The organism is Flavobacterium sp. Arc2 (genome assembly GCF_041431385.1).
Taxonomy (GTDB): domain Bacteria; phylum Bacteroidota; class Bacteroidia; order Flavobacteriales; family Flavobacteriaceae; genus Flavobacterium.
Genome location: NZ_JASMRH010000004.1, coordinates 190,827 through 213,372, shown reverse-complemented (window position 1 = coordinate 213,372; position 22,546 = coordinate 190,827). Strand labels below are relative to the sequence as shown.

The window sequence follows — 22,546 nt, the reverse complement described above, 5'->3', positions numbered from 1 at the left end:
TTTTGTCTATATTATTTTGCTTACAGTTTGTCTTTTAAATAATGAGCGGTAATTGACTTTTTGTTTTTTACAATTTCTTCCGGAGTTCCAACGGCTAGTAATTGTCCTCCGTTTTCGCCACCTTCAGGGCCTAAATCAATGATCCAGTCGGCACATTTTATAAGATCCAGATTGTGTTCTATAACTAGTATCGAATGTCCTTTTTCTATCAGGGCGTCAAAAGAGGCTAAAAGTTTCTTTATATCATGGAAATGTAATCCCGTTGTGGGTTCGTCAAATACAAACAATGCTTTTTCTTTTGTTGCTCCTTTTACAAGGAAAGAAGCTAGTTTTATTCTTTGGGCTTCACCACCGGATAAAGTAGAAGAGGATTGCCCTAATTGAACATAGCCCAAACCTACATCTTGCAATGGTTTTAGTTTTTGTGTGATTTTATGTTGCTCGTTAGTTTCAAAGAATGCTACCGCATCATCGATAGTCATGGTCAGGATATCGTTGATGTTTTTTCCTGCAAAAGTAACTTCAAGTACTTCCTTCTTAAATCGTTTACCATTACAAGTTTCGCAAGGCAATTGAACATCGGCCATAAAAACCATTTCTACGTTGATGGAACCTTCTCCTTTACAGGTTTCGCATCGGCCTCCATCGACATTAAAAGAAAAGTGTTTTGGGAGGTAGCCTCTTATTTTTGATAATTTTTCTTTGGCATATAATTCTCTTATGTCATCATAAGCCTTGATGTAAGTCACAGGGTTTGAACGGGAGCTTCTCCCTATCGGGTTTTGATCTACATATTCAATGTGCTTTATTTGAGAAAAAGAGCCTGAGATCTCGCTAAACTGACCTGCTTTTTCACCTGCATTATCTAGTTTCTTTTGCATGGCAGGAAATAATATTTTCTTAATCAGCGTACTTTTTCCACTTCCAGAAACACCTGTGATTACCGTAAGTACATCTAATGGAAAAGTAACATCAATATTTTGCAGGTTATTTTCTCTAGCTCCTTTTATTTCGATGAAATTTTTGAATTTTCTACGCTTTTTAGGGACTGAAATTTCTAAATCTCCGTTGAGATATTTTGCGGTGAGCGAAGTTGATTTTAAAATTTCTTCATAGGTACCTTGAGCAACTAATTCTCCACCGAAGGAGCCGGCTTCAGGACCAATATCGATAATCATATCGGCGGCTTTCATAATATCTTCGTCGTGTTCAACGACTATAACAGTATTTCCTAAATCACGAAGTGATATCAATACTTTTATTAAGCGTTCCGTATCTTTTGGGTGTAAGCCAATACTCGGCTCATCCAAAATGTACATCGACCCCACCAAACTACTTCCTAGTGAAGTAGCCAAGTTGATGCGTTGTGATTCTCCACCGGAAAGAGTGGATGAGTTTCTATTTAAGGTTAGGTAATCTAAACCTACTTCGGTTAAAAAAGACAATCTATTATTGATTTCTAATAGTAAACGTCTTGCGATCTGTTTTTCATAGACATCCAATTCGATTCCTTCAAAAAAAGTAACTAAATGCTTAATTGGTAAATCGACTAAGTCAGAAACAGTTTTTGAATTGATTTTTACATAAGAAGCCTCAATGCGTAAACGCTTTCCTTTACAAGCATGGCATTTTGTTTTGCCACGGTAACGACTAAGCATTACGCGATTTTGTATTTTATAATTTTTTTCTTCTAATTCTTTAAAAAAATCATTTAAACCTTGAAAATATTGATTCCCTTGCCATATTAACTCTTTTTGTTCGCCGGTTAACTGATAGAAAGGTTTGTGAATGGGAAAATCAAATTTGTAAGCGTTGTTCACTAGTTCATCGCGGAACCAACTCATGCTTTCGCCGCGCCAAGGGAAGATGGCATTCTCATAAACAGATAGAGAAGTGTTTGGGGTAACTAGTTCAGCATCGATACCTATTATGTTTCCATATCCTTCGCATACGGGACAAGCGCCGTAAGGATTGTTGAAGCTAAACAAGTGGACATTTGGCTCTAGGAAAGTAATTCCGTCGAGTTCAAAATTATTGGAGTAAGAAAACCTTTTATCAGAATTTAATTCTTGTAAATAACAGATACCTTTTCCTTCATAGAAAGCAGTTTGCACCGCATCAGCAAGACGATTAAAGAATTCTTCTTCGTCTTTTACTACAATTCGATCAATTATTAGTAATATATCTTTTTTGTCTAGTGGATGCTGATCGATTTCGTCTAAACGAATCATTTGATTGTCAACTAAAATTCGAGCGAACCCTTGATGTAGCAATGCTTTAAGCTTATCCTCTAGTTTCCGACCTTCTTCGAGATGAATTGGTGCGAGGAGTAGCCATTTGCTTTCTAAATCAAGTTTTTTCACATCAGCTACCACATCAGTAACCGTATTCTTTTTTACTTCTTGACCAGAAATTGGTGAAAATGTTCTACCAATTCGGGCAAATAACAATTTCATATAATCGTAAATCTCAGTAGAAGTTCCTACTGTAGAACGAGCGTTAGTAGTGTTTACTTTTTGCTCAATGGCAATAGCAGGTGCGATACCTTTAATGTACTCTACTTTAGGTTTGTCTAATCTTCCGAGGAATTGTCTGGCGTAAGAAGACAAACTTTCTACATACCGACGTTGTCCTTCGGCGTACAAAGTATCAAAGGCTAAACTGGATTTTCCGGAGCCAGAAAGACCAGTGATTACCACTAATTTATTGCGCGGAATCACAACATCCACATTTTTTAAATTGTGTACTTGTGCCCCTTTTATTATTATATTTTTCTTTGGATCTATTTTGGAAAAGTCAACTTGCATAAAAAATAATGTGTTTTCACAAAAGTAATCAATTTTGAATAGAGAAATGGGATTGAACGAATCACAAATTTTAGCTAATTCTAGTGTTTTAAATTAAATTTGGCTTTTAAATCTCAATTTTTCATACTGTACAGTTTAATTATTTCCTTTCGGATGATAAATACCGTTTTTAGTTTTATTTTTGAAATATAATAAATCCCAAATCCATTGAAAACAAAATTATATATTCTGTTCGTCTTAGTCTCGTCTTTTGCTTTTTCACAGGAGTTGCCTCCAATAGTGAAATATGCCCCGAATCATTATGGTGCAGGAAATCAAAATTGGATGATATCTCAGGATCAAAATCAATATGTTTTTTTTGCCAATAACGAAGGGCTTTTAGAATACAATGGTGCTAGCTGGCAGTTGTACCCTTCTTCTAACGAAACAATTATTAGATCCGTTAAAGTAATTGATGGAAAAGTTTTTACGGGGAGCTACATGGAGTTTGGTTTCTGGAAAAGAAATACGGATGGAAGGCTGCAATACAATTCTTTAAGTCAGAAATTAAAAAATACAATTCTTGATGACGAACAATTTTGGAATATCTTAAATTATGAGCATTGGGTTTTATTTCAATCGTTGAACAGAATTTACATTTATGATCTCCAAACGAAGGCTTTTAAGGTTATTAAGCCTAATTCGGGTATACTTCGATCTTTTAGAACTAAAAATTCTATTTATTTCCAAACGGTTACTGGTGATTTGTTCGAAATAGAAGGCGGAAAGAGTAAGTTGATTTCGAATAGTACAATTTTGAAGAATAACAGAGTAGTTAATATTTTTGCATCCGATGACGGACTTTTAATTCAGACACAAACAGACGGTTTTTATAAATTAGTAGGATTAAAATGGACTAAGTTTATTACCGAAGCTGATGCTGAGTTATCAAATAGTAGTGTTTATAGTAGTCAGTTGCTTTCGGATGGGAGCTACGCTATTGGAACGGTTTCTAACGGGATTTTTGTTTTATCAAATCAAGGAAAAATAAAGTACCATATTTCTCAAAATCAAGGGTTAAGTAATAATACAGCACTTTCATTATTTGAAGATGCCGAAAAAAATCTTTGGGTAGGTTTAGATAACGGAATAAACTGTATCAATATGCAATCGCCTATTCGGAGTTATGTTGATGATACAGGCGCTTTAGGAACCGTATATTGTTCCAAACTTTTTAACGGAAAATTGTATGTAGGAACCAATCAAGGATTGTTCTATAGAAACTATAATTCTCAAGATAGATTTACTTTTATCAAAGGTACTAAAGGTCAGGTTTGGTCATTGTTTGAATACGATAAAACTTTGTTTTGCGGACACGATACCGGTACTTTTATTATTGAAAATAGTTCAGCTAAACCTATTTTTTCTAAATCAGGAACTTGGAAATTTGAAACCGTACCAGGAAACAAAGCATTATTGTTACAGGGAAATTACTATGGAATATCTGTTTTGCAAAAAGTTAATAATCAGTGGGTTTTTAGAAATAAAATAAAAGGATTTGATTATTCTTCAAAATATTTCGAAATAACAAAAGACAATGAAATTTATGTGAGTCACGAATATAAAGGCGTATTCAGATTAGTTTGTGATGTTAAATTAGATAATATAAAAGTAATTAAAACGTATGTAAATCCTAAAAAAGGGAAAAATGCTTGCTTGGTAAAGTTTAATAACGTCATATATTATGCTTATAAATTAGGTGTTTTTAAATTAAATAATAAAACCAAACTATTTGAAAAAGATACTTTATTAAGTTCAGTTTTTGAAAATGATGAATATACTTCTGGAAAGATGATTGTTGATAATACGAATAAAATCTGGTTGTTTTCTAAAAATTACATCAGTTATTTCTCTTCAAGCAAATTAAGTAATCAGCTTAAAAAAAATAGTATTCCCATTCCTGTTTCTTTAACAAATTCGATGTTGGGCTACGAAAATATAGCTCAGATTTCTAATTCAGATTATCTTTTTGGCACTACTGATGGTTATTATATTATGAATATTAATGAGCTTGCTTTTAATGATTATTGGATTTCTTTATCAAGTGTCACCGCTAATAAATTAAATGAGGAGCCTAGATATATCACGTTAACCACAGAAGGTTCTTTTAATTATAATGAAAACAACGTAACCTTTAGTTATACCGTTCCAGAATACAATAAGTATATCAATGCAGAGTATCAGTATTTACTAGAAGGTTTTCAAAACGAGTGGAGCGACTGGAGTGCAAAACCATCGGTAAATTTTAAAAACCTTCCTTCACATGATTATGTGTTTAAAGTGAGAGCAAGATTTGCGAATACAACACTCGAAAAAGTAGTTGTTTATAATTTTAGAATTCAAAAACCATGGTATGGTACTAATCAGGCGCTATTTCTCTATTTCATATTATTATTATTGTTAGCTCGGGTTATTCACAAGAAATATAAAAGTTATTATCAAAAGCAAAAAGACAAGCTTATTGAAGAAAATAACCTTTTGTTAGAGATAAAAGAACTTGAGAGTGAGCACCAATTAATGCGCGTGAGAAATGAGCAACTCTCTCAAGATGTAGATGTAAAAAATAGAGAACTAGCCGCTTCTACAATGAGTTTGAATAGTAAAAACGAGCTGCTTGAGTTTATAAAAGAAGATTTAAAAAAGACAAACAGTGATGAAAACAGAAGTATTAAATCGGTTATTTCTACGATTAATAAAAATATAACAGGAAAGGATTCTTGGAGTGTTTTTAAAGAAGCATTTGAAAATACGGATAAGGATTTCTTCAAAAAAGTAAAGCAACTGCATCCTTCTCTGACTTCAAATGATTTAAGATTATGTGCTTACTTAAGACTGAATCTTACTTCAAAGGAGATTGCTCCTATGTTAAATATTTCAGTACGAAGTGTAGAGATAAAGAGGTATAGATTGCGTAAAAAGATGGGATTAGTACACGAGCAAGGCCTTGCAGAATATATTTTGGCTGTATAGTATTGTAACTATTACGGTATATTACCTATACATTACCACAACATTAACGTTATTGTTGTGGTTTTTTTGTTTTATGCTTTTGGGTATTTTGTTATTTAACAGGCCGTTTTCTTAGTTTTATAATATTATTATGAATTAAATACTGTTTTTTTTGCATTGTATGTTTTTTGTAAAGGTTCTTTTTGATGATTATTTAGTGTTAGCAGTGTAATTTTATAATTCACAAAAAACACAAATTATGAAATCAAATTATCTATTAATTATTTTCCTTTTTTTCTCGACTTTCGGTTTTGCCCAAAGTTATGATGTTGGAGGAATTGTAAAGGAGAAAGGTTCTGGTCTACCAATACCAGGAGCTAATATTCAAGTTAAAAATTCGGCTAGTGGTACCGTAACCGATTTTGATGGTGCTTTCTCTCTAAAGAAAATTTCATCAGGAGCTACGCTTGTATTCTCTTATATAGGTTATAAAAATTTTGAATATAAAGTAAACAGTAGCAATACTAATCTGACCATCATATTAGAAGAAGATGCTAAAAGTTTAGAAGAAGTAGTAGTTATTGGTTACGGAAGTCAAAAAAGAAGAGAAGTAACGGGTGCCGTATCTACTGTAGATAGCAAGACATTGGAAATTTTAAAACCTATTAAAATTGAACAAGCCTTGCAAGGAACTGTTTCTGGTGTTAATGTGACATCAACTTCTGGAGCACCAGGGGCGAAGCTAGATATTCGTATCAGGGGTATTGCAACAAACGGAGAAAACGGACCAACAACTATTATAGATGGGTATGTTGGAGAACTAGGGTTGTTAAATCCAAATGACATTGAAACTATTACCGTTTTAAAAGATGCACAAGCAGCAATTTACGGAACTATTGGTGCTAATGGTATTATTTTGATAACAACAAAAACAGGTAAAAAGAATTCAAAGCCAAGAATAAGTTTCAATTCCTATACAGGTTTTCAGGAAACAACCAAGTCGCTTGGCCTGTTGAATGCGACAGAGTATGCATTATTGCTCAATGAAAGTTATGCAAACGGAGGTAATCCAGTTCCTTTTTCTAATGTAAGCGGACTTGGGAAAGGGACAAATTGGCAAAAAGAGGTTTTTAATAAAGGCGTTCCAATTATTAATCATGATATATCAATTACCGGAGGTTCAGATAAGGTCACATATGCCGTAAGTGGATCCCATTTAGATCAAGAAGGTATTATTGGCGGTAACAAGTCTGGGTTTTTAAGAAATACTGCTAGAGTGTCGTTAGGGGCTGACGTTTCAGATAAATTAAAATTAAAAACAAACGTTATTTATACTTATTTTAATCGTAAAACATTAAGTGAGGATGGATTAGGTTCTGTTTTGTTTAATGCTTTAAATACTCCTGCAACGTTAAATCCTTACGGTGCAAATGGAGATTTTACTGTAGTGCCGAGCACAACAGGTTTGGGAAATGAAATAATAAATCCTTTAGCTCAAGTTGCTAATACCTATAATGATTATAATTTCAAGAAGTTAAATGGAAATTTTGGTTTAGAATATAAACTTTTTGATGGGTTTGTATTATCTAGTTCTATGGGGTTTAATACATCTAACAGTAAAGAAAAAGTTTTTGCTAAAGAAATTAATTATGGAGGAAAAGTTTTTGATGTGCAAAGAAGTTCTGTTTTTCAAAAAGATGTAAATGATAATAATTATTCGTTCGATATTTTTGGAACTTACACAAAAACAATAGGCGAGAATCATAATTTCGTAGGAACAATTGGAAATACTATTTATAAAGAGTGGGGTAGCTCATTAAACGCAACAGGCTATGACGTACCTAACAATTCTTGGGATTATGCTGATATTTCACTGACTACTGGGTTTTTGGAAGCTAAAACGAATGGCTCTTATGTATATGATGAAAGAAGACTATCTTATTTTGGTAGAATGCAGTACGATTACAAGGGGAAATATCTATTGTCAGCAATGCTAAGACGTGATGCTTCCACAAAATTCGGACCGGGTAATAAAGTGGGTTATTTTCCCTCTTTTACTGCTGGTTGGATAATTTCTGATGAAGGTTTTTACGGTGATTCAAAACTAGTAAATTTCATGAAGTTAAGAGGTAGTTATGGAACCTTAGGAAACGATCAAATCCCTAATAATGGTTATGTTTCTCAACTTAGCGGTCAAGGTACTTATGTTTTTGATGGTACTTTAGTAAACGGAACAGCAAGCGGTCAAATACCGAATCCAGATTTGAAGTGGGAACAAGCGCAAAAATTTGATCTTGGTTTAGACTTAAAATTATTTAATAATAAGGTATCGATAGTTACTGACTATTTTACGGATACAAGAAAAGATTTATTGATTCCAAATATTCCTGTTTCTGGAATTACGGGAAATTATGCTCCTGGAGCAAGCGCACCTACAGTAAATGCTGGAACAGTAAAAAACTCAGGGATTGAATTTTCTGTTGATTACAAAAACTCATTTTCTGATAATTTTTCTATGAGTGCGGGTTATAATGTTACTTTCTTAGAAAATAAGGTATTGGAAGTAAACAATGGTACCGGTTTTATAGAAGGAGGAGTCTTTGGTGTTGGCCAACCTGCTCCATCAAGAATGGAAGTAGGCCTTCCTATTGGTTATTTCTATGGATATAAAACGGATGGTATTTTCCAAAATCAAGCTGAAATTAATGCACATCCGTCACAGATAGGTTTAGGAGCTAATGCAGCACCTGGAGATATTCGTTATGTTGATGTAAATGGAGATAATGTTATAGATGCAAAAGACAGGACTAATTTAGGAAACCCAATTCCAAAAGCGACGATGGGGTTCAATTTGCAGATGAATTATAAAAACTTAGATCTTGCAGTATTCACTTTTGCTTCTGTAGGAAATGATATGGTGCGAAATTATGAAAGAACACTTTCTGATGCTAACCGTTTGAATTATGTTTTGGATAGATGGACAGGGGAAGGAACAACTAGTGTGACGCCTAGAGTTACCACAGGAGCTACGGCAAATAATGTTTTCTCGGACTATTTTGTAGAGGATGCTTCATATGTGCGAATTCAAAACGTGCAATTAGGATACTCACTTAATTCAAGATATACAGAAAAAGCAGGTATTACCAAGTTGAGATTGTATGCAGGAGTAAACAACCTGTACACTTTTACAAAATATAGAGGTTTTGATCCAGGAGCGTCCAATGGGGATCCGATTGGTAGTGGAATTGACTATGGTTTTTATCCTACTCCAAGAACCTATTTGTTAGGTCTAAATATTAATTTTTAAGTAATATTAAAATGAAAAAGTATATATTTTTTACAATTGCTACTATAGTAATCTTTTCAACTCTTACCGTTTCTTGCAGCGATGAGTTTGTTAATCGAGATGTAGCATATTCTATAGATTCTGAGAATTATTTTAATTCTAAATCCGATTATGACAATGCGTTAGTGGCGACTTACGACTTACTACAATCCTCTTATGTAAACGTACTGTTAGGTGAAATTGCATCTGACAATACCTTAGCAGGTGGAGAGAGTCAAACTGATGTCATTGGTTTTCAGCAAGTTGACGATATGATTCATACTCCGGTAAACAGTAACCTAAGAGATGTTTGGAACTGGATGTTTGCAGGAGTGAACAGAGCTAATTACATCTTAGAGTTTCAAAATAAAACTAATTTTGATGGTAAAAAGCAAGTTATTGCTGAAGCTCGTTTCCTTAGAGCATATTACCATTTTGAATTGGTAAAATGGTTTGGTGGTATTCCTATGAAAGGGGATGCCCGTTTCAAAGTTGGAGATGAAAAAACTATTCCACGCTCTACGGTTAAAGAGGTGTATGCGTCAATTGAAGCTGATTTAATCTACGCTTCTGAAAATTTAGCCGCTTTGCCTTCACAAAAGGGAAGAGCAACAAAAGGAGCTGCATTGGCACTTTTAGGGAAGGCGTATCTATATCAAGACAACTTTCCTAAGGCCGCAACTACTTTAGAAAGTTTAATCACGGCAGGGAATTATTCACTTGTAGCAGATTACAATTCGATTTTTGAAGCGGAGGGTGAAAATGGAGCTGAATCCGTTTTTGAAGTACAATACTCTGACGTTAAAGGAGCTAGTTTTGATTGTTTACAATGTAGCGAAGGAAATGTAGCTGTTGGTTTTAGCGGACCGAGAAACTATACTGGAACTTTATTTACATCTGGTTTTAGTTTTAATATTCCTACACCTAAAATTGTGAATGCTTTTGAGGTAGGAGACAATCGTAAGGCTGTTGCCATTTTAGATTTTAAAGATTGGGCAACAAAAACAGGTGCTACTTATGGTAAAGGGTATGAAGACACTGGGTACTTTAATAGAAAGTATATTCCAAGAAAAAGAAGCACAAAAGCTGCAGGAGATTTAAACTTGACTAATCCTAATAATTACAGATCGATACGTTATGCGGATGTGTTATTGATGGCAGCTGAGGCTTTTAATAGAAGTGGATTGAGTGATGTTAAAGCCAGAGGATACTTGAATCAAGTTAGAAGGCGTGCTTTCGGAGATCTTAATCATGACATTTCAGCATCAGGAGCAGCATTAACTGATTTTATTTTGACAGAAAGAAAAATAGAGCTAGTTGGTGAAGGACACCGTTTCTTTGATTTAGTGAGAACTAAAAAAGCGGCTCAAGAAATAACTGGATTTACAGCTGGAAAAAATGAATTATTCCCTATTCCAATTGAGGAAATTCAATTTGCAAACGGAAATTGGACGCAAAACCCTGGATATTAAAAAAACAGTAATTATGAAAAATTTAAAATTAATAGCAAGTCTTATTGTTTTTGCACTCTTTTTAGGGTGTTCAGAAGACAACTTAGACGTTGATTTGGACGCTTTAGTTGCGCCACAAAACATTTCAGCATTAACCACAGTGACTCAAGATAATACTGGAAAGGTTACTTTTTTACCACGAGGTGAAGGAGTTACGCAATATGAAATACTTTTTGGAGACGGAACAACGGAGCCTGCATATGTAAATGCGGGTGCAACAGTAGATCATACGTATAAAGAAGGAGTTTATAATGCAAAAATCGTTGCAACGACATTAAACGGTAAAAAAACTGAAGTTACTCAAGTTGTAACGGTGTCTTTTCTTGCGCCTACCAATTTAGCACCAGTTATTAGTCCAGTTTTAGGAGATAATTTCTCAATTACAGTTTCGGCTACAGCCAAGTTAGAAACCTATTTCCAAGTTTTCTTTGGAGATGTAGCCAATGAAGTACCAGTAGATTTCATGGAAGGAGAAGCCATTAGCCATACTTATGTAGCAGTTGGAAGTTATGTAGTAAAAATAGTGGCTTTGAGTGGTGGAGTAGCCAAAACAACCAGTACACAAACAGTAGTTATTTCAAACCCTATCAATTTACCAATCACTTTTGAAACGGCAGTACCTGCCTTTGGAAATTTTGGAGGCGCTTTTTCTGTTGGTGCAAACAATCCAAGTATTGGAGTAGTTAATGGAAGTGCTAAAGTAGCCAAATTAACTAAGCCAGTTGGAGCTGAAGTTTGGGCTGGTTCTACAATAGAATTAGCTGCTCCTATCGATTTTTCAACTAAAAAAGTGATTAAAATGAAAGTTTGGTCACCTAAAGCTGGAATTGTGATAAAAATGAAGCTTGAAAAATTAGTAGCTACTGACGCGACTAATGTCGAAGTAGATGTCACTACAACCGTTGCTAATGGATGGGAAGAATTGAATTATGATTTTACAACAATTAACAATGCAAATAATTACCAAAGAATTGTAGTGTTTTTCGATTTCGGAAAGCCAGGTACAGGTGTTGATTATTTTTATGATGATATAGAATTAGTTAGTGGTGCTGAAACTTTAGTTTTACCTCTTTCTTTTGAGTCAGCAACTTTGACCTATAATTTTGGGAATTTCGGCGGGGCAAACACAGCTGTTATTGCTAATCAAAATGCTACAGGAATCAATACTTCTACAAAAGTAGCAGCCCTTACAAAAGGAAGCGGAGCCGAAGTATGGGCAGGTAGTTCATTGGCTTTAGATAGCCCTATAAATTTTGCGGTGATGAAAAAGATTAAAATGAAAGTTTGGTCTCCAAAAGCTGGAATTGTAGTAAAAATGAAATTGGAGAAAAAAGTAGCTACTGATGCGACAAATATTGAAGTTGATGCTACATCTACAGTTGCTAATGGTTGGGAAGAACTGACTTTTGATTTTCCAGGTGTTATAAATTCTAATGATTATCAAAGAGTGGTTGTGTTCTTTGATTTTGGACAAACAGGAGCCGGAGCTACCTATTATTTTGACGATATTAAACAATCCAACTAAAAACATAAAAGATGAAAAAAATAATTATAAACACAATCTCCATTTTTATATTGTTAATAATGGTCAATTGTTCGAAAGATGATTTTACTTTCGGTTCATTACAGGCTCCTACAAATTTGCAAGTAGCAGTACAGCTGATTGGTAAAACAGCAGCGAACCCAAATGGTGATGGTTCCGGTAAAGTTAAATTTACGGCAACCGCAGATGATGCGATATCCTATAAATTTGTTTTCCCTGATGGAACGTCTTCAAACGCACCAAGTGGTGTTTTGGAGAAACTTTTTACAAAAGTGGGTCTTAACTCTTATACTGTAACTGTGGTTGCTTCAGGTACTGGGGGAGTGTCGACGAATAGTACTGTTGAAGTAAAAGTGCAAAGTAATTTCGAAGATGCGGAGGCTATTAAGCTTTTGACAGGTGGTACTACTAAAAAATGGTACGTGTCTGCGTCAGAACCAGGCCATTTAGGTGTAGGGCAGAATGATGGCGACGCTACTAAGAATTATTATCCAAATTATTACCAAGCGGTTGCGTTTGAAAAAGCAGGTGCAGCGGCGACTAGTTGTTTTTATGATAATGTGCTAACGTTCAGTTTGGATGGCGGTATCATGAAATTCAAATTAGATAATGGTGGCTCTACATTTTTTAACAGTGCTTACTTAAGCGTAGGTGGCGGAACAGGAAGTAATGATGCTTGTTTGGCTTATAATACAGGAGGACTTAAAACGGTAGCTTTAAGCCCTTCAGAATCAGTCATAATGCGCAATGCCGATCGTTTGACTCAAACAAGAGGTACGGTTATGAATTTCTCTGACGGAGGATTTATGGGGTACTATGTAGGACAAAGCTCTTATGAAATTCTATCAATAACAGATAACCGTATGGCTGTGCGTTTTGTACAGGCGAATAATACAGGTTTAGCTTGGTATATGATTTTTACCACAACAAAACCAACACAAGCGGTTACTGATTATACAACACTTAAATTTTCGGATGAGTTTAATACTGATGGTGCACCTGATCCAGCCAAATGGTCTTATGACTTAGGTGCTGGTGGTTGGGGAAATAGCGAATTGCAGACCTATACTAATAGTTCAGATAATGTAATAGTAGCGGGTGGAAGTTTAAAAATTACTGCCAAAAAAGTAGGTGTTGGTTATACTTCGTCTCGATTAAAATCAGAAGGTAAGTACAAGTTTACTTATGGAAAAGTAGAAGTAAGAGCTAAATTGCCAGCAGGTGGAGGAACATGGCCAGCGATCTGGATGTTAGGTTCAGATTACGCAACTAATACATGGCCAGGTTGTGGAGAAATAGATATTATGGAACACAAAGGAAATGAGCCCAATGTTATTCATGGTACTTTGCATTATCCAGGCTTTTCTGGCGGTAATGCAAATGGAAGTACTAAAACAATTACCAATGCTTCTACTGAATTTCATGTTTATAAAACTATTTGGACTCCAGCATCAGTAAAAATATATGTAGATGATGTGTTATACCACACTGTGGCAAATGTTAGTAGTCTGCCATTCAATAAAGACTTTTTCATGATTTTAAACGTAGCTATGGGAGGAACTTTTGGAGGTACGGTAGATCCCGCATTTACTCAATCTTCAATGGAGATTGATTATGTAAGAGTTTATCAATAATAAGTAAGTATTTATTTAAAGAGATTAAAAAGGTCGGGTGTTTTACCGGCCTTTTAATTTTAATAATATGAAAAAATGAAATACATGAAAAATAATTTAAAATTGATGTTACCCTTCATTACAGTTTCCCTTTTAGTAGTGGGTTGTGGTGACAAAATAATGAAACCATCGGTTTCTTACGTGAAAGATAATCCTTTAGAAATCAGAGTAGATTCGGTTTTGAAATTGATGACCTTAGAAGAAAAAATTGGGCAACTCAATCAATACAATGGTTTTTGGGAAATAACAGGACCTTCTCCTAAAGAGGGACAGGCTGCAAAAAAGTATGATGATTTAAAAAAGGGTTTAGTAGGCTCAATGCTTAATGTAAAAGGGGTAAAGGATGTAAGAGCATTGCAAAAAATTGCAGTTGAAGAAACAAGATTAGGTATTCCTTTAATTTTTGGATTTGATGTAATTCATGGTTATAAAACCATAAGCCCTATACCACTAGCTGAGTCAGCAAGCTGGGACATGGCAGCTATACAAAAATCGGCTGCAATGGCTGCAGAGGAGGCTTCAGCAGTAGGACTTAACTGGACTTTTGCGCCTATGGTTGATATTGCGCGAGATGCGAGATGGGGTAGAGTAATGGAAGGGGCAGGTGAGGATCCTTTTTTAGGAAGTAAAATTGCAGTAGCAAGAGTCCAAGGTTTTCAAGGAACTGATTTAGCTGCCACAAACACTATTTTAGCTTGTGCTAAACATTTTGCAGGGTATGCTTTTGCAGAATCGGGAAGAGACTATAATACAGTTGATGTAAGTGAAACTACTCTACAGAATGTTATATTTCCTCCTTTTAAAGCGGCTGTCGATGCCGGAGTAAGAACTTTTATGAATTCCTTCAATGAATTGAACGGAATTCCTGCCACCGGAAATAAATACCTGCAAAGACAGATTTTAAAAGGCGATTGGAAATTCGATGGTTTTGTAGTGTCTGACTGGGGTTCGATCAACGAAATGATTGCTCATGGTTATGCAAAAGACAGCAAGCAAGCTGCCGAAATTGCGATTAATGCAGGTTCTGATATGGATATGGAATCCAGTGCTTATGTAGAGCATTTGGTGGCATTGGTTCAAGAAGGGAAAGTAAGCGAAAATCTAATTGATGATGCTGCTAGAAGAATCCTTAAAGTGAAATTTGAATTGGGGTTATTCGATAATCCATATAAGTATTGTGATGAAACTCGTGAAAAAGAAACGGTTGGAAGTGCTAAGTTTCAAGAAGAAGTTTTGGATATGGCAAAAAAATCAATTGTCTTATTAAAAAATGAAAACGAACTGTTACCTCTTAAAAAATCAGGCGTAAAAATTGCTCTTATAGGAGCATTGGCAAATGATAAAACGAGTCCGTTGGGGAGTTGGAGAATTGCGGCAGATGACGAAAGTGCTGTTTCAGTATTGGAGGGACTTCAAGGCTATAAAGGAAATCAACTTAACTATGTCAAAGGAGCTGATGTTAGTGTCGGAAGAACCCAATTTGTTTGGGAGACTAAAATTAATATGACAGACAAAAGCGGTTTTGCAGAAGCAATTTCTGCAGCAAAGCAGGCTGATGTTGTGATAATGGTTTTAGGAGAACACGGATTGCAATCAGGAGAGGGTAGAAGTAGAACAGATTTAGGATTGCCTGGAGTACAACAAGAATTGTTAGAAACAATTTTTAAAGCGAACCCTAATATTGTTTTGGTTTTAAATAATGGACGACCACTCGCTATTCCATGGGCTGACGAAAATATTCCCGCGATAATGGAAGCATGGCATTTAGGGACTCAAAGCGGTAATGCGATCGCACAGGTTTTGTATGGCGACTATAATCCGAGCGGAAAACTACCAATGACTTTTCCAAGAAATGTAGGTCAAGTACCCATTTACTACAATTATAAAAATACAGGGAGGCCAGTTATGAATGAACCAGAAAGTGTTTTTTGGTCACATTATATTGATGTAGAGAATACTCCGTTATACCCATTCGGTTATGGGTTAAGCTATTCTAAATTTAAATATTCTGATTTAGAATTAAGTCAAAAATCATTTGCAGACAATGGTCAAATGGAAGTATCTGTTACAATAAAAAATACTGGAAAATACACAGGTAAAGAAGTTGTTCAATTGTATATTCGTGACTTGTTTGCCTCGGTAACACGACCAGTAAAAGAATTAAAGGGATTTGAAATGATTGAATTGCAACCTAATGAGTCTAAGAAAGTATCTTTTGTAATCAACAAAAAAACAATCGAGTTTTTTACTGCTAATTCTAAATGGGAAGCTGAACCGGGCGATTTTAAAGTATTTGTTGGTGGTAGTTCTGCTCAAACCTTAGAAGGAGATTTTCAATATCTAAATAACTAGTAAATGAATAAATTTTTAATATTATTGATGGTATGTTCGATTTCTTTGGCACAGCCAAAAGGGAAAAAATTGGTTTGGGAGGAAAATTTCAATGGAAAAAAAAACTTAAACGAGGCAATTTGGAATGTTGAACTTGGAGACGGTTGCCCCAATTGTGGTTGGGGCAATAATGAACGTCAATTATATACCAATGAAAATCATAAATTAGTAAAAGGTAAATTAGTAATTACCGCTAAAAAGGAAGAGGTGAAATATACTTCTACCCGAATCACAACCAAAGGGAAAAAAGAATTTCAATACGGGTACTTTGAAGCTAAAGCAAAATTACCTGTTGGGAATGGCATATGGCCGGCTTTCTGGATGTTGGGATCTAATATTGATAAAGTAGGTTGGCCTAAATGTGGAGAAATTGATATTTTGGAGTATGTAGGAAGAGAGCCAGATATGGTTTTTACTTCTTTGCATACACAGGATAGTCACGGAAATACTATCAACACTAAAAAAACAAAGTTTCAAAACATTGAAGAAGGGTTTCACATCTATGCGATGGATTGGTCAAAAGATAAAATAGACTTTTTTGTAGATTCTATTTTAGTCTACACTTTTAATCCAGAGCATAAGACGGAAGCGACCTGGCCGTATGATCAACCTTTTTATTTTATTATTAATTTGGCAATTGGAGGAAATTTTGGAGGGCCAGATGTTGATGATTCCATTTTTCCACAAGATTTTTCTGTGGATTATATTAGAGTTTATCAATAAATAGCTGATGGAAATATAAGAAAAGTAGCAAGTAAATTTAAGCTTGCTACTTATTTTTTTTTAGAGTAAAAACAGCTCTTTTATCATTGATTTATTTCTCTTTAGGATGCTATAATTAAGGGTACTAATGGGTCACAAGTTTTTTGTGATCCTTTAAAAATGTTTAAATAGAATCTTTAACTCCTTGTTTTTAATACTTTAATGCTTAGGCCGTTAATTTTTCTTAAATTTATTTGTTTGTTAGCGTAAATATTTGTTAAATTTGGCTACTAAATGAAACCATAATTAAATCCAGCCTATAGTATAACACTACTTTTTAGAAAATTTACTCCAAATTTCAAACTAGACTAAAAGGTATAACTATGGCTCATACACAACCCCCGGATGCATTATTGGTACAAAATTATGTAGCAGGTGACGAGGAAGCACTATCTACATTAATCAAAAGGCATGAATCAAGAATTTACGGCTTTATCTATTCTAAAATTTCGGATAGAGATATTTCAAACGATATTTTTCAAGATACTTTTATTAAAGTAATCAAAACGCTAAAGTCTAATTCATACAATGAAGAGGGGAAATTTTTGCCTTGGGTTATGCGAATCTCGCACAATCTTATTATCGATCATTTTAGAAAAAATAAGAAAATGCCAATGTTTAGAGAAACTGAAGAGTTTTCTATTTTCTCGATAATGTCTGATGATTCCCCTACGATAGAAAATAAAATTATATCTGATCAAGTAGAAAGCGACATAAAGAAGCTTATCGAAGAGCTGCCTCTCGACCAAAAGGAAGTTTTAGTGATGCGTATGTATCAGGATATGAGCTTTAAAGAAATTTCAGAAATTACAGGAGTTAGCATTAATACGTCCTTAGGTAGAATGCGTTACGCTTTAATGAACTTGAGAAAAGTTATTGACAAACATCAAATTGTTTTAACTAATTAACAATATTTAGATATATGCTGCGTTATTAATAAAAACAAATTAATACAACATGGCAAAAATTTACTCTAAAAAATCATTATCCATTAAGGCAATGAAACCAAGAAAAGAAGTCGTTTCTTTTTTATTAAATTATTCAAAGGCGTTAACCATGATTGAAATTAATAATCATAGTTTCGAAATTATTTCTAACTAAACCATTATTAGTTTAAAAGCTTAAAAACCAAGTTCTATTACGGAACTTGAATTGATAAATTTCACTAATTTGTATTTCAAACTAGTGAAATTTATTTTTTATAGTACCCATCTAAAACCGTTTTTCTTCCTACAGTTTTAGTAATTATGTCTTTTTCTAAATCCCAACCTCTTGCGGGCGAATATTGTCTTCCATACCATATTATTTGCAAGTGCAAATCGTTCCATATTTCTTCAGGAAAAATACGTTTAGCATCTTTTTCTGTTTGAACCACATTTTTACCATTAGTCAAATTCCATCGGTACATTAAACGGTGAATGTGAGTGTCGACTGGGAAAGCCGGAACTCCAAAGGCTTGAGACATAACAACGCTTGCTGTTTTATGACCTACCGCCGGTAATTCTTCTAGAAACTCAAAACTCTGCGGTACTTCTCCGCCATGTTTATCAATCAAAATATGAGATAAACCATGAATTCCCTTAGATTTCATCGGGGAAAGCCCACAAGGACGTATGATTTCTTTTATTTCCTCGACAGACATTTTTATCATATCATAAGGATTATCTGCTTTAGCAAAAAGCAATGGCGTAATTTGGTTGACACGCACATCAGTGCATTGTGCAGAGAGTAATACTGCAATCAATAAAGTATAAGGATCTTTGTGATCTAAAGGAATGGGAATGGTTGGGTATAATTCTTTTAACGTATTTATAACAAACGTTACCCGTTCTTGCTTCGTCATTTTTGTATTTTTATATCTTGTAAAAATAATATAAATTTTAGGATGTGCCTAATCCAGCTGTTCATTACAAGTCCTCCTTCATAAAAACTTTTTTTCTAAGTTTATAAAGGAGCTTCCTGCCGGTCGCTCTTTATAAACAATAAAAAAATGTATTTTTTCAGTCCGGGCTTTCCATTACCATCTGGGGCAGTAGAAGTGTAAATTAAAATAGTAATAAACAATAATAAAGCTTTGTGATCTTTGCTAAAAACCTTAGCGCACTTTGCGGTTAAATAAAAAAATGATGATAACATTAAAAAAAGGAGATAAAGCGCCTGATTTTTCAGGATTAGACCAAGACGGGAAATCTCATAAATTAGCAGATTACAAGGGAAAAAAATTAGTTGTTTTCTTTTATCCAAAAGCAAGTACACCAGGCTGCACTGCAGAAGCATGCGACCTAAGAGATAATTTTGAGCGCTTTAAAGCAAACAATTACGAACTACTCGGAGTAAGTGCCGATGCACAAGCGAAACAAGCTAAATTCAAAGAAAAATATGATTTCCCGTTTCCGCTATTAACAGATGAGGATAAATCAGTAATTGAAGCTTTTGGTGTTTGGGGACCTAAAAAATTTATGGGAAAAGAATACGACGGCATTCACAGAACTACTTTTGTCATCGACGAAAATGGACTTATCGATGAAGTAATCGAAAAAGTAAAAACTAAAGCGCATGCTGACCAAATTCTAAAAGAGATTTAGAAGTAAAAATCAGTCGTTTTTTAATACAAAAAAAGCCAAGAAAGTAAATTTAACTTTCTTGGCTTTTTTATTAATTAGTACCGAATCGTTTAGATTAACAATCAGGATTTAAATTATTTTCATTCAAAATTTTCGTCGGATTGTAACCAAAGAGGCTATGCTCTTTAATTATTTCAGCAATTCCGGAAGGAAGCATTGGTTCCCAACCTTGTTTTCCGTCGCTAATCATTTTTAAAACCTCTCTTGAGAATACCTCTAAGATTGCAGGGTCATAATCATCAATATCAACTACTTTTCCGTTGAATTTAAAGAACTTGTAAAGTTCTTTCATTCTAGGATGTACTTTTAGATTTTCTGAAGTAGTGATGTCACCATTCTCGTCAAGCATTGGGTATAAAAACACCTTCATATCACGGAAGAATAATTTCCCGAAAGCCTCCAGAATTCCTCCACTTAAATGACGATAGTATTTTTCATCAAAAATGTCAACTAAGTTATTTACTCCCATGGCTAATCCCATTCTTGCTTTGGTATAGTTAGCAAAATATTCGACCACTTTATAATATTCCTGGAAATTCGAAATCATTACTGTTTGCCCTAGAGAACAAAGTAACTCGGCTCGATCCATGAAATCGCGTTCGTCAATTTCACCATCAGAACGTAAGTTTGATAAGGTGATTTCAAAAACAACTAGTGTATTTTCTTTTTCGACTTTATTTTCTTCAAGAAACATCTTCAATGATTTCTCGTACATGTCCATGTTTACTTTCGTAACCGGACGGAAACTGCCTCTTAGAGCAAGAATATTCTTTTTATACAATATTGCTGCTGGAAGTATGTTTCTGCCTTGAGGATCAAACATAACCGCATCAGTCATTCCGTTTTTTACTAATTGTAAACTCATCAAGCGATTGTCTACATCGGCAAAACGAGGACCTGAGAAATTTATAGTATCTATTTCCAGTTGGTCTTTGTCTAAATGATCGTATAAATAACGTAGTAATCTTTTAGGGTCATTGTATTTATAGTAAGCACCATAAATTAAATTCACTCCAAGGATACCAAGGGTTTCTTGCTGTAAGCGAGCATCAGTTTCTTTAAAACGGATATGAAGTATAATTTCATTATAATCTTCGTCTGGCTCAATTTGGTAACGGATACCTACCCATCCGTGGCCTTTAAATTGTTTGGCAAAATCAATGGTAGCAACCGTATTGGCATAACTAAAAAACATTTTATTAGGATGTTTTTCTCTACTCAATCGCTTCTCAATTAACTCACCTTCCATGGTGATCATTCTTTTGAGTCGGCTTTCGGTTACATACCTTCCGTCTTTTTCTATACCATAAATAGAATCACTAAAATCTTTATCATAGGCTGACATCGCTTTTGCAATAGTTCCGGATGAACCACCAGATCTAAAAAAATGTCTTACAGTTTCTTGTCCAGCACCAATCTCGGCAAAGGTTCCATATATATTTTCGTTCAAATTTATACGTAGGGCTTTGTCTTTTATTGAGGGTATTTGTGCGATGACTTTGTCACCTTTTAATTTTATCTCTGTATCCATTATATTTTAAATATGGCTAATATGTTACAAAGTTAATTAAATAGGTTTCTAATGAAAGAGAATTAATCCTATTTTTGTAAAAAAATAAAAGAGCAATTGAAGGTATATTTTTTAGGCACTGGTACATCGCAAGGGATTCCTGTTATTGGAAGTGACCACCCCGTATGCAAAAGCACTGATTTCAAAGACAAAAGGCTTCGCGTTTCTGTTTGGATTAGTTGGGACGACTATTCGTATGTAGTTGACTGCGGCCCTGATTTCAGACAGCAAATGCTTGCGTCTAATTGTCAAAAGGTAAATGGAATCTTATTTACTCACGAACATGCGGATCATACATCCGGTTTAGATGATATTCGCCCGTTTAATTTTAAACAGGGAGAGATTCCTATTTATGCCCATCATCGAGTGATTGATAACCTTAAGGAACGCTTTGAATACATTTTTAGAACAGAAAATCGATATCCCGGTGCACCTTCTGTAAAAGTCAATGCCGTTGTCAATAACGAGCCATTTCAAATAGGGAATAAAACAGCAATTCCAGTAAATGTTATGCATGGTAATCTGCAAGTTTTTGGATATAGAATTGACGATTTTGCTTATCTTACTGACGTAAAAACAATAGATGATAGTGAAATCCCTAAACTTCAAAACTTAAAAGTATTAGTAATTAATGCGTTAAGAGAAGAGGAGCATTTCTCTCATTTAAACTTAGAAGAAGCCTTAGCCTTAATTGCGCTGCTACAACCTGAAAAAACGTACTTAACGCATATAAGTCATTTATTTGGCTTTCATGAAGAGATACAAAAAAAGTTGCCTGCAAATGTCTTTGTTGCTTACGATAATTTAGAAATTACACTTTAATATAAATAAATAATGAAAAAATCTTTTCTGCTCTATGCCTTTATAATACTAGTCCTCATGAACGTTTTTACCTACAGTTTTTATAGTAAAGAGGTCGCTTACGAGCAAAGCAGGTATGAAAAAACAACTAAAAAATTAAAAGACAGTTTGACGTCAGTTACTGCTAAATTGAATGATGCTAATTATTTTTCTTTAGAAAAAAATGAAAATGCCCAGAATTATTTTGACTCGGCAGATTCAGAAAAAATGATTAAGTATGAAGAATTAATTCCTTATGTAACAGAGAAATTATTAGATTATAATTCAAACCCAAAAGGGAATCCTTATGTTGGGCAAGATCAAATAGGAGCTAATAAATTTATAATTAATAAAGTAAAAATTCTAAACCACAGATGGATTATCGCTGATTATAGCGATGGAGAAATATGGGGTGAAGTGTTACTCAAATATTTTGTAAATAGTGATGAAACTATTTCTTTTGAAGTAAACCAAACATTATTGTATCAGAAATAATCAAAAAAAGGTTCCAT

The 22,546-nt window shown here is 34.3% G+C and carries 15 protein-coding genes; 12 read left to right on the top strand and 3 right to left on the bottom strand.

Translation table 11 applies throughout. The annotated features are described in order from the left end of the window. Nucleotides 1-20: 20 nt before the first annotated feature. Nucleotides 21-2,807: an excinuclease ABC subunit UvrA gene (gene uvrA, locus QO182_RS04205; protein ID WP_371560055.1), complete on the bottom strand. Its 2,787-nt coding sequence runs from the start codon at nt 2,805-2,807 to the stop codon at nt 21-23. 207 nt (nt 2,808-3,014) lie between these two features. Between uvrA and QO182_RS04200 the strand changes: the two genes are divergently transcribed. The 9 genes from QO182_RS04200 to QO182_RS04160 all read left to right on the top strand — a co-directional run bounded on the left by QO182_RS04200 (nt 3,015) and on the right by QO182_RS04160 (nt 18,101). Beyond that, a complete protein-coding gene (locus QO182_RS04200; RefSeq protein WP_371560053.1) occupies nt 3,015-5,816 on the top strand; it encodes a triple tyrosine motif-containing protein in 2,802 nt (933 codons plus the stop codon). Nucleotides 5,817-6,054: 238 nt separating this feature from the next. Further along, a complete protein-coding gene (locus QO182_RS04195) occupies nt 6,055-9,102 on the top strand; it encodes a SusC/RagA family TonB-linked outer membrane protein (RefSeq protein WP_371560051.1) in 3,048 nt (1,015 codons plus the stop codon). An 11-nt stretch (nt 9,103-9,113) separates the two neighbouring features. After that, on the top strand, nt 9,114-10,592 hold the full coding sequence (locus QO182_RS04190) for a RagB/SusD family nutrient uptake outer membrane protein (protein WP_371540953.1): 1,479 nt from the start codon (nt 9,114-9,116) through the stop codon (nt 10,590-10,592). A 13-nt stretch (nt 10,593-10,605) separates the two neighbouring features. Continuing rightward, nucleotides 10,606-12,156, top strand: a complete 1,551-nt coding sequence (locus QO182_RS04185) for a hypothetical protein (protein WP_371560048.1) — start codon at nt 10,606-10,608, stop codon at nt 12,154-12,156. Between the two features lie 11 nt (nt 12,157-12,167). Next, nucleotides 12,168-13,808 carry a family 16 glycosylhydrolase gene (locus QO182_RS04180; RefSeq protein WP_371560047.1) on the top strand — a complete coding sequence of 547 codons (1,641 nt, stop codon included), beginning with the start codon at nt 12,168-12,170 and terminating at the stop codon, nt 13,806-13,808. An 84-nt stretch (nt 13,809-13,892) separates the two neighbouring features. Further along, a complete protein-coding gene (bglX, locus tag QO182_RS04175; RefSeq protein WP_371560045.1) occupies nt 13,893-16,199 on the top strand; it encodes a beta-glucosidase BglX in 2,307 nt (768 codons plus the stop codon). 3 nt (nt 16,200-16,202) lie between these two features. Next, complete coding sequence (locus QO182_RS04170; RefSeq protein WP_371560043.1) at nt 16,203-16,961, top strand: family 16 glycosylhydrolase; 759 nt, start codon at nt 16,203-16,205, stop codon at nt 16,959-16,961. Nucleotides 16,962-17,323: 362 nt separating this feature from the next. Beyond that, the gene (locus tag QO182_RS04165; RefSeq protein ID WP_371540948.1) at nt 17,324-17,908 is read left to right on the top strand and encodes an RNA polymerase sigma factor; all 585 of its coding nucleotides are present in this window, start codon (nt 17,324-17,326) and stop codon (nt 17,906-17,908) included. Nucleotides 17,909-17,957: 49 nt separating this feature from the next. Then, entirely contained in the window at nt 17,958-18,101 is a 144-nt protein-coding gene (locus tag QO182_RS04160) for a hypothetical protein (protein WP_371540947.1), read from the top strand. Between the two features lie 91 nt (nt 18,102-18,192). On the opposite strand, the gene nth is transcribed toward QO182_RS04160, so the two are convergent. Beyond that, on the bottom strand, nt 18,193-18,843 hold the full coding sequence (gene nth / locus QO182_RS04155; protein WP_371540946.1) for an endonuclease III: 651 nt from the start codon (nt 18,841-18,843) through the stop codon (nt 18,193-18,195). Between the two features lie 283 nt (nt 18,844-19,126). Here nth and bcp point away from each other — a divergent pair, with 283 nt between their 5' ends. Beyond that, nucleotides 19,127-19,585, top strand: a complete 459-nt coding sequence (bcp, locus tag QO182_RS04150) for a thioredoxin-dependent thiol peroxidase (RefSeq protein WP_371560075.1) — start codon at nt 19,127-19,129, stop codon at nt 19,583-19,585. A 94-nt stretch (nt 19,586-19,679) separates the two neighbouring features. Here bcp and QO182_RS04145 read toward each other — a convergent pair whose 3' ends face one another. Continuing rightward, on the bottom strand, nt 19,680-21,155 hold the full coding sequence (locus QO182_RS04145) for a TonB-dependent receptor (RefSeq protein WP_371560041.1): 1,476 nt from the start codon (nt 21,153-21,155) through the stop codon (nt 19,680-19,682). A gap of 96 nt (nt 21,156-21,251) precedes the next feature. Between QO182_RS04145 and QO182_RS04140 the strand changes: the two genes are divergently transcribed. Together QO182_RS04140 and QO182_RS04135 are read left to right on the top strand one after the other, a co-directional pair. Continuing rightward, on the top strand, nt 21,252-22,016 hold the full coding sequence (locus QO182_RS04140) for an MBL fold metallo-hydrolase (RefSeq protein WP_371540943.1): 765 nt from the start codon (nt 21,252-21,254) through the stop codon (nt 22,014-22,016). Nucleotides 22,017-22,028: 12 nt separating this feature from the next. Further along, a complete protein-coding gene (locus tag QO182_RS04135; protein WP_371560039.1) occupies nt 22,029-22,529 on the top strand; it encodes a hypothetical protein in 501 nt (166 codons plus the stop codon). Nucleotides 22,530-22,546: the final 17 nt, after the last annotated feature.

Coding starts and splice junctions, on each gene's coding strand:
- QO182_RS04160 (WP_371540947.1), top strand. CDS start 17,958: ATGGCAAAAATTTACTCTAAAAAATCATTATCCATTAAGGCAATGAAA.
- QO182_RS04135 (WP_371560039.1), top strand. CDS start 22,029: ATGAAAAAATCTTTTCTGCTCTATGCCTTTATAATACTAGTCCTCATG.
- nth (WP_371540946.1), bottom strand. CDS start 18,843: ATGACGAAGCAAGAACGGGTAACGTTTGTTATAAATACGTTAAAAGAA.
- QO182_RS04165 (WP_371540948.1), top strand. CDS start 17,324: ATGGCTCATACACAACCCCCGGATGCATTATTGGTACAAAATTATGTA.
- uvrA (WP_371560055.1), bottom strand. CDS start 2,807: ATGCAAGTTGACTTTTCCAAAATAGATCCAAAGAAAAATATAATAATA.
- QO182_RS04170 (WP_371560043.1), top strand. CDS start 16,203: ATGAATAAATTTTTAATATTATTGATGGTATGTTCGATTTCTTTGGCA.
- bcp (WP_371560075.1), top strand. CDS start 19,127: ATGATAACATTAAAAAAAGGAGATAAAGCGCCTGATTTTTCAGGATTA.
- QO182_RS04180 (WP_371560047.1), top strand. CDS start 12,168: ATGAAAAAAATAATTATAAACACAATCTCCATTTTTATATTGTTAATA.
- QO182_RS04145 (WP_371560041.1), bottom strand. CDS start 21,155: ATGGATACAGAGATAAAATTAAAAGGTGACAAAGTCATCGCACAAATA.
- bglX (WP_371560045.1), top strand. CDS start 13,893: ATGAAAAATAATTTAAAATTGATGTTACCCTTCATTACAGTTTCCCTT.
- QO182_RS04195 (WP_371560051.1), top strand. CDS start 6,055: ATGAAATCAAATTATCTATTAATTATTTTCCTTTTTTTCTCGACTTTC.
- QO182_RS04185 (WP_371560048.1), top strand. CDS start 10,606: ATGAAAAATTTAAAATTAATAGCAAGTCTTATTGTTTTTGCACTCTTT.
- QO182_RS04190 (WP_371540953.1), top strand. CDS start 9,114: ATGAAAAAGTATATATTTTTTACAATTGCTACTATAGTAATCTTTTCA.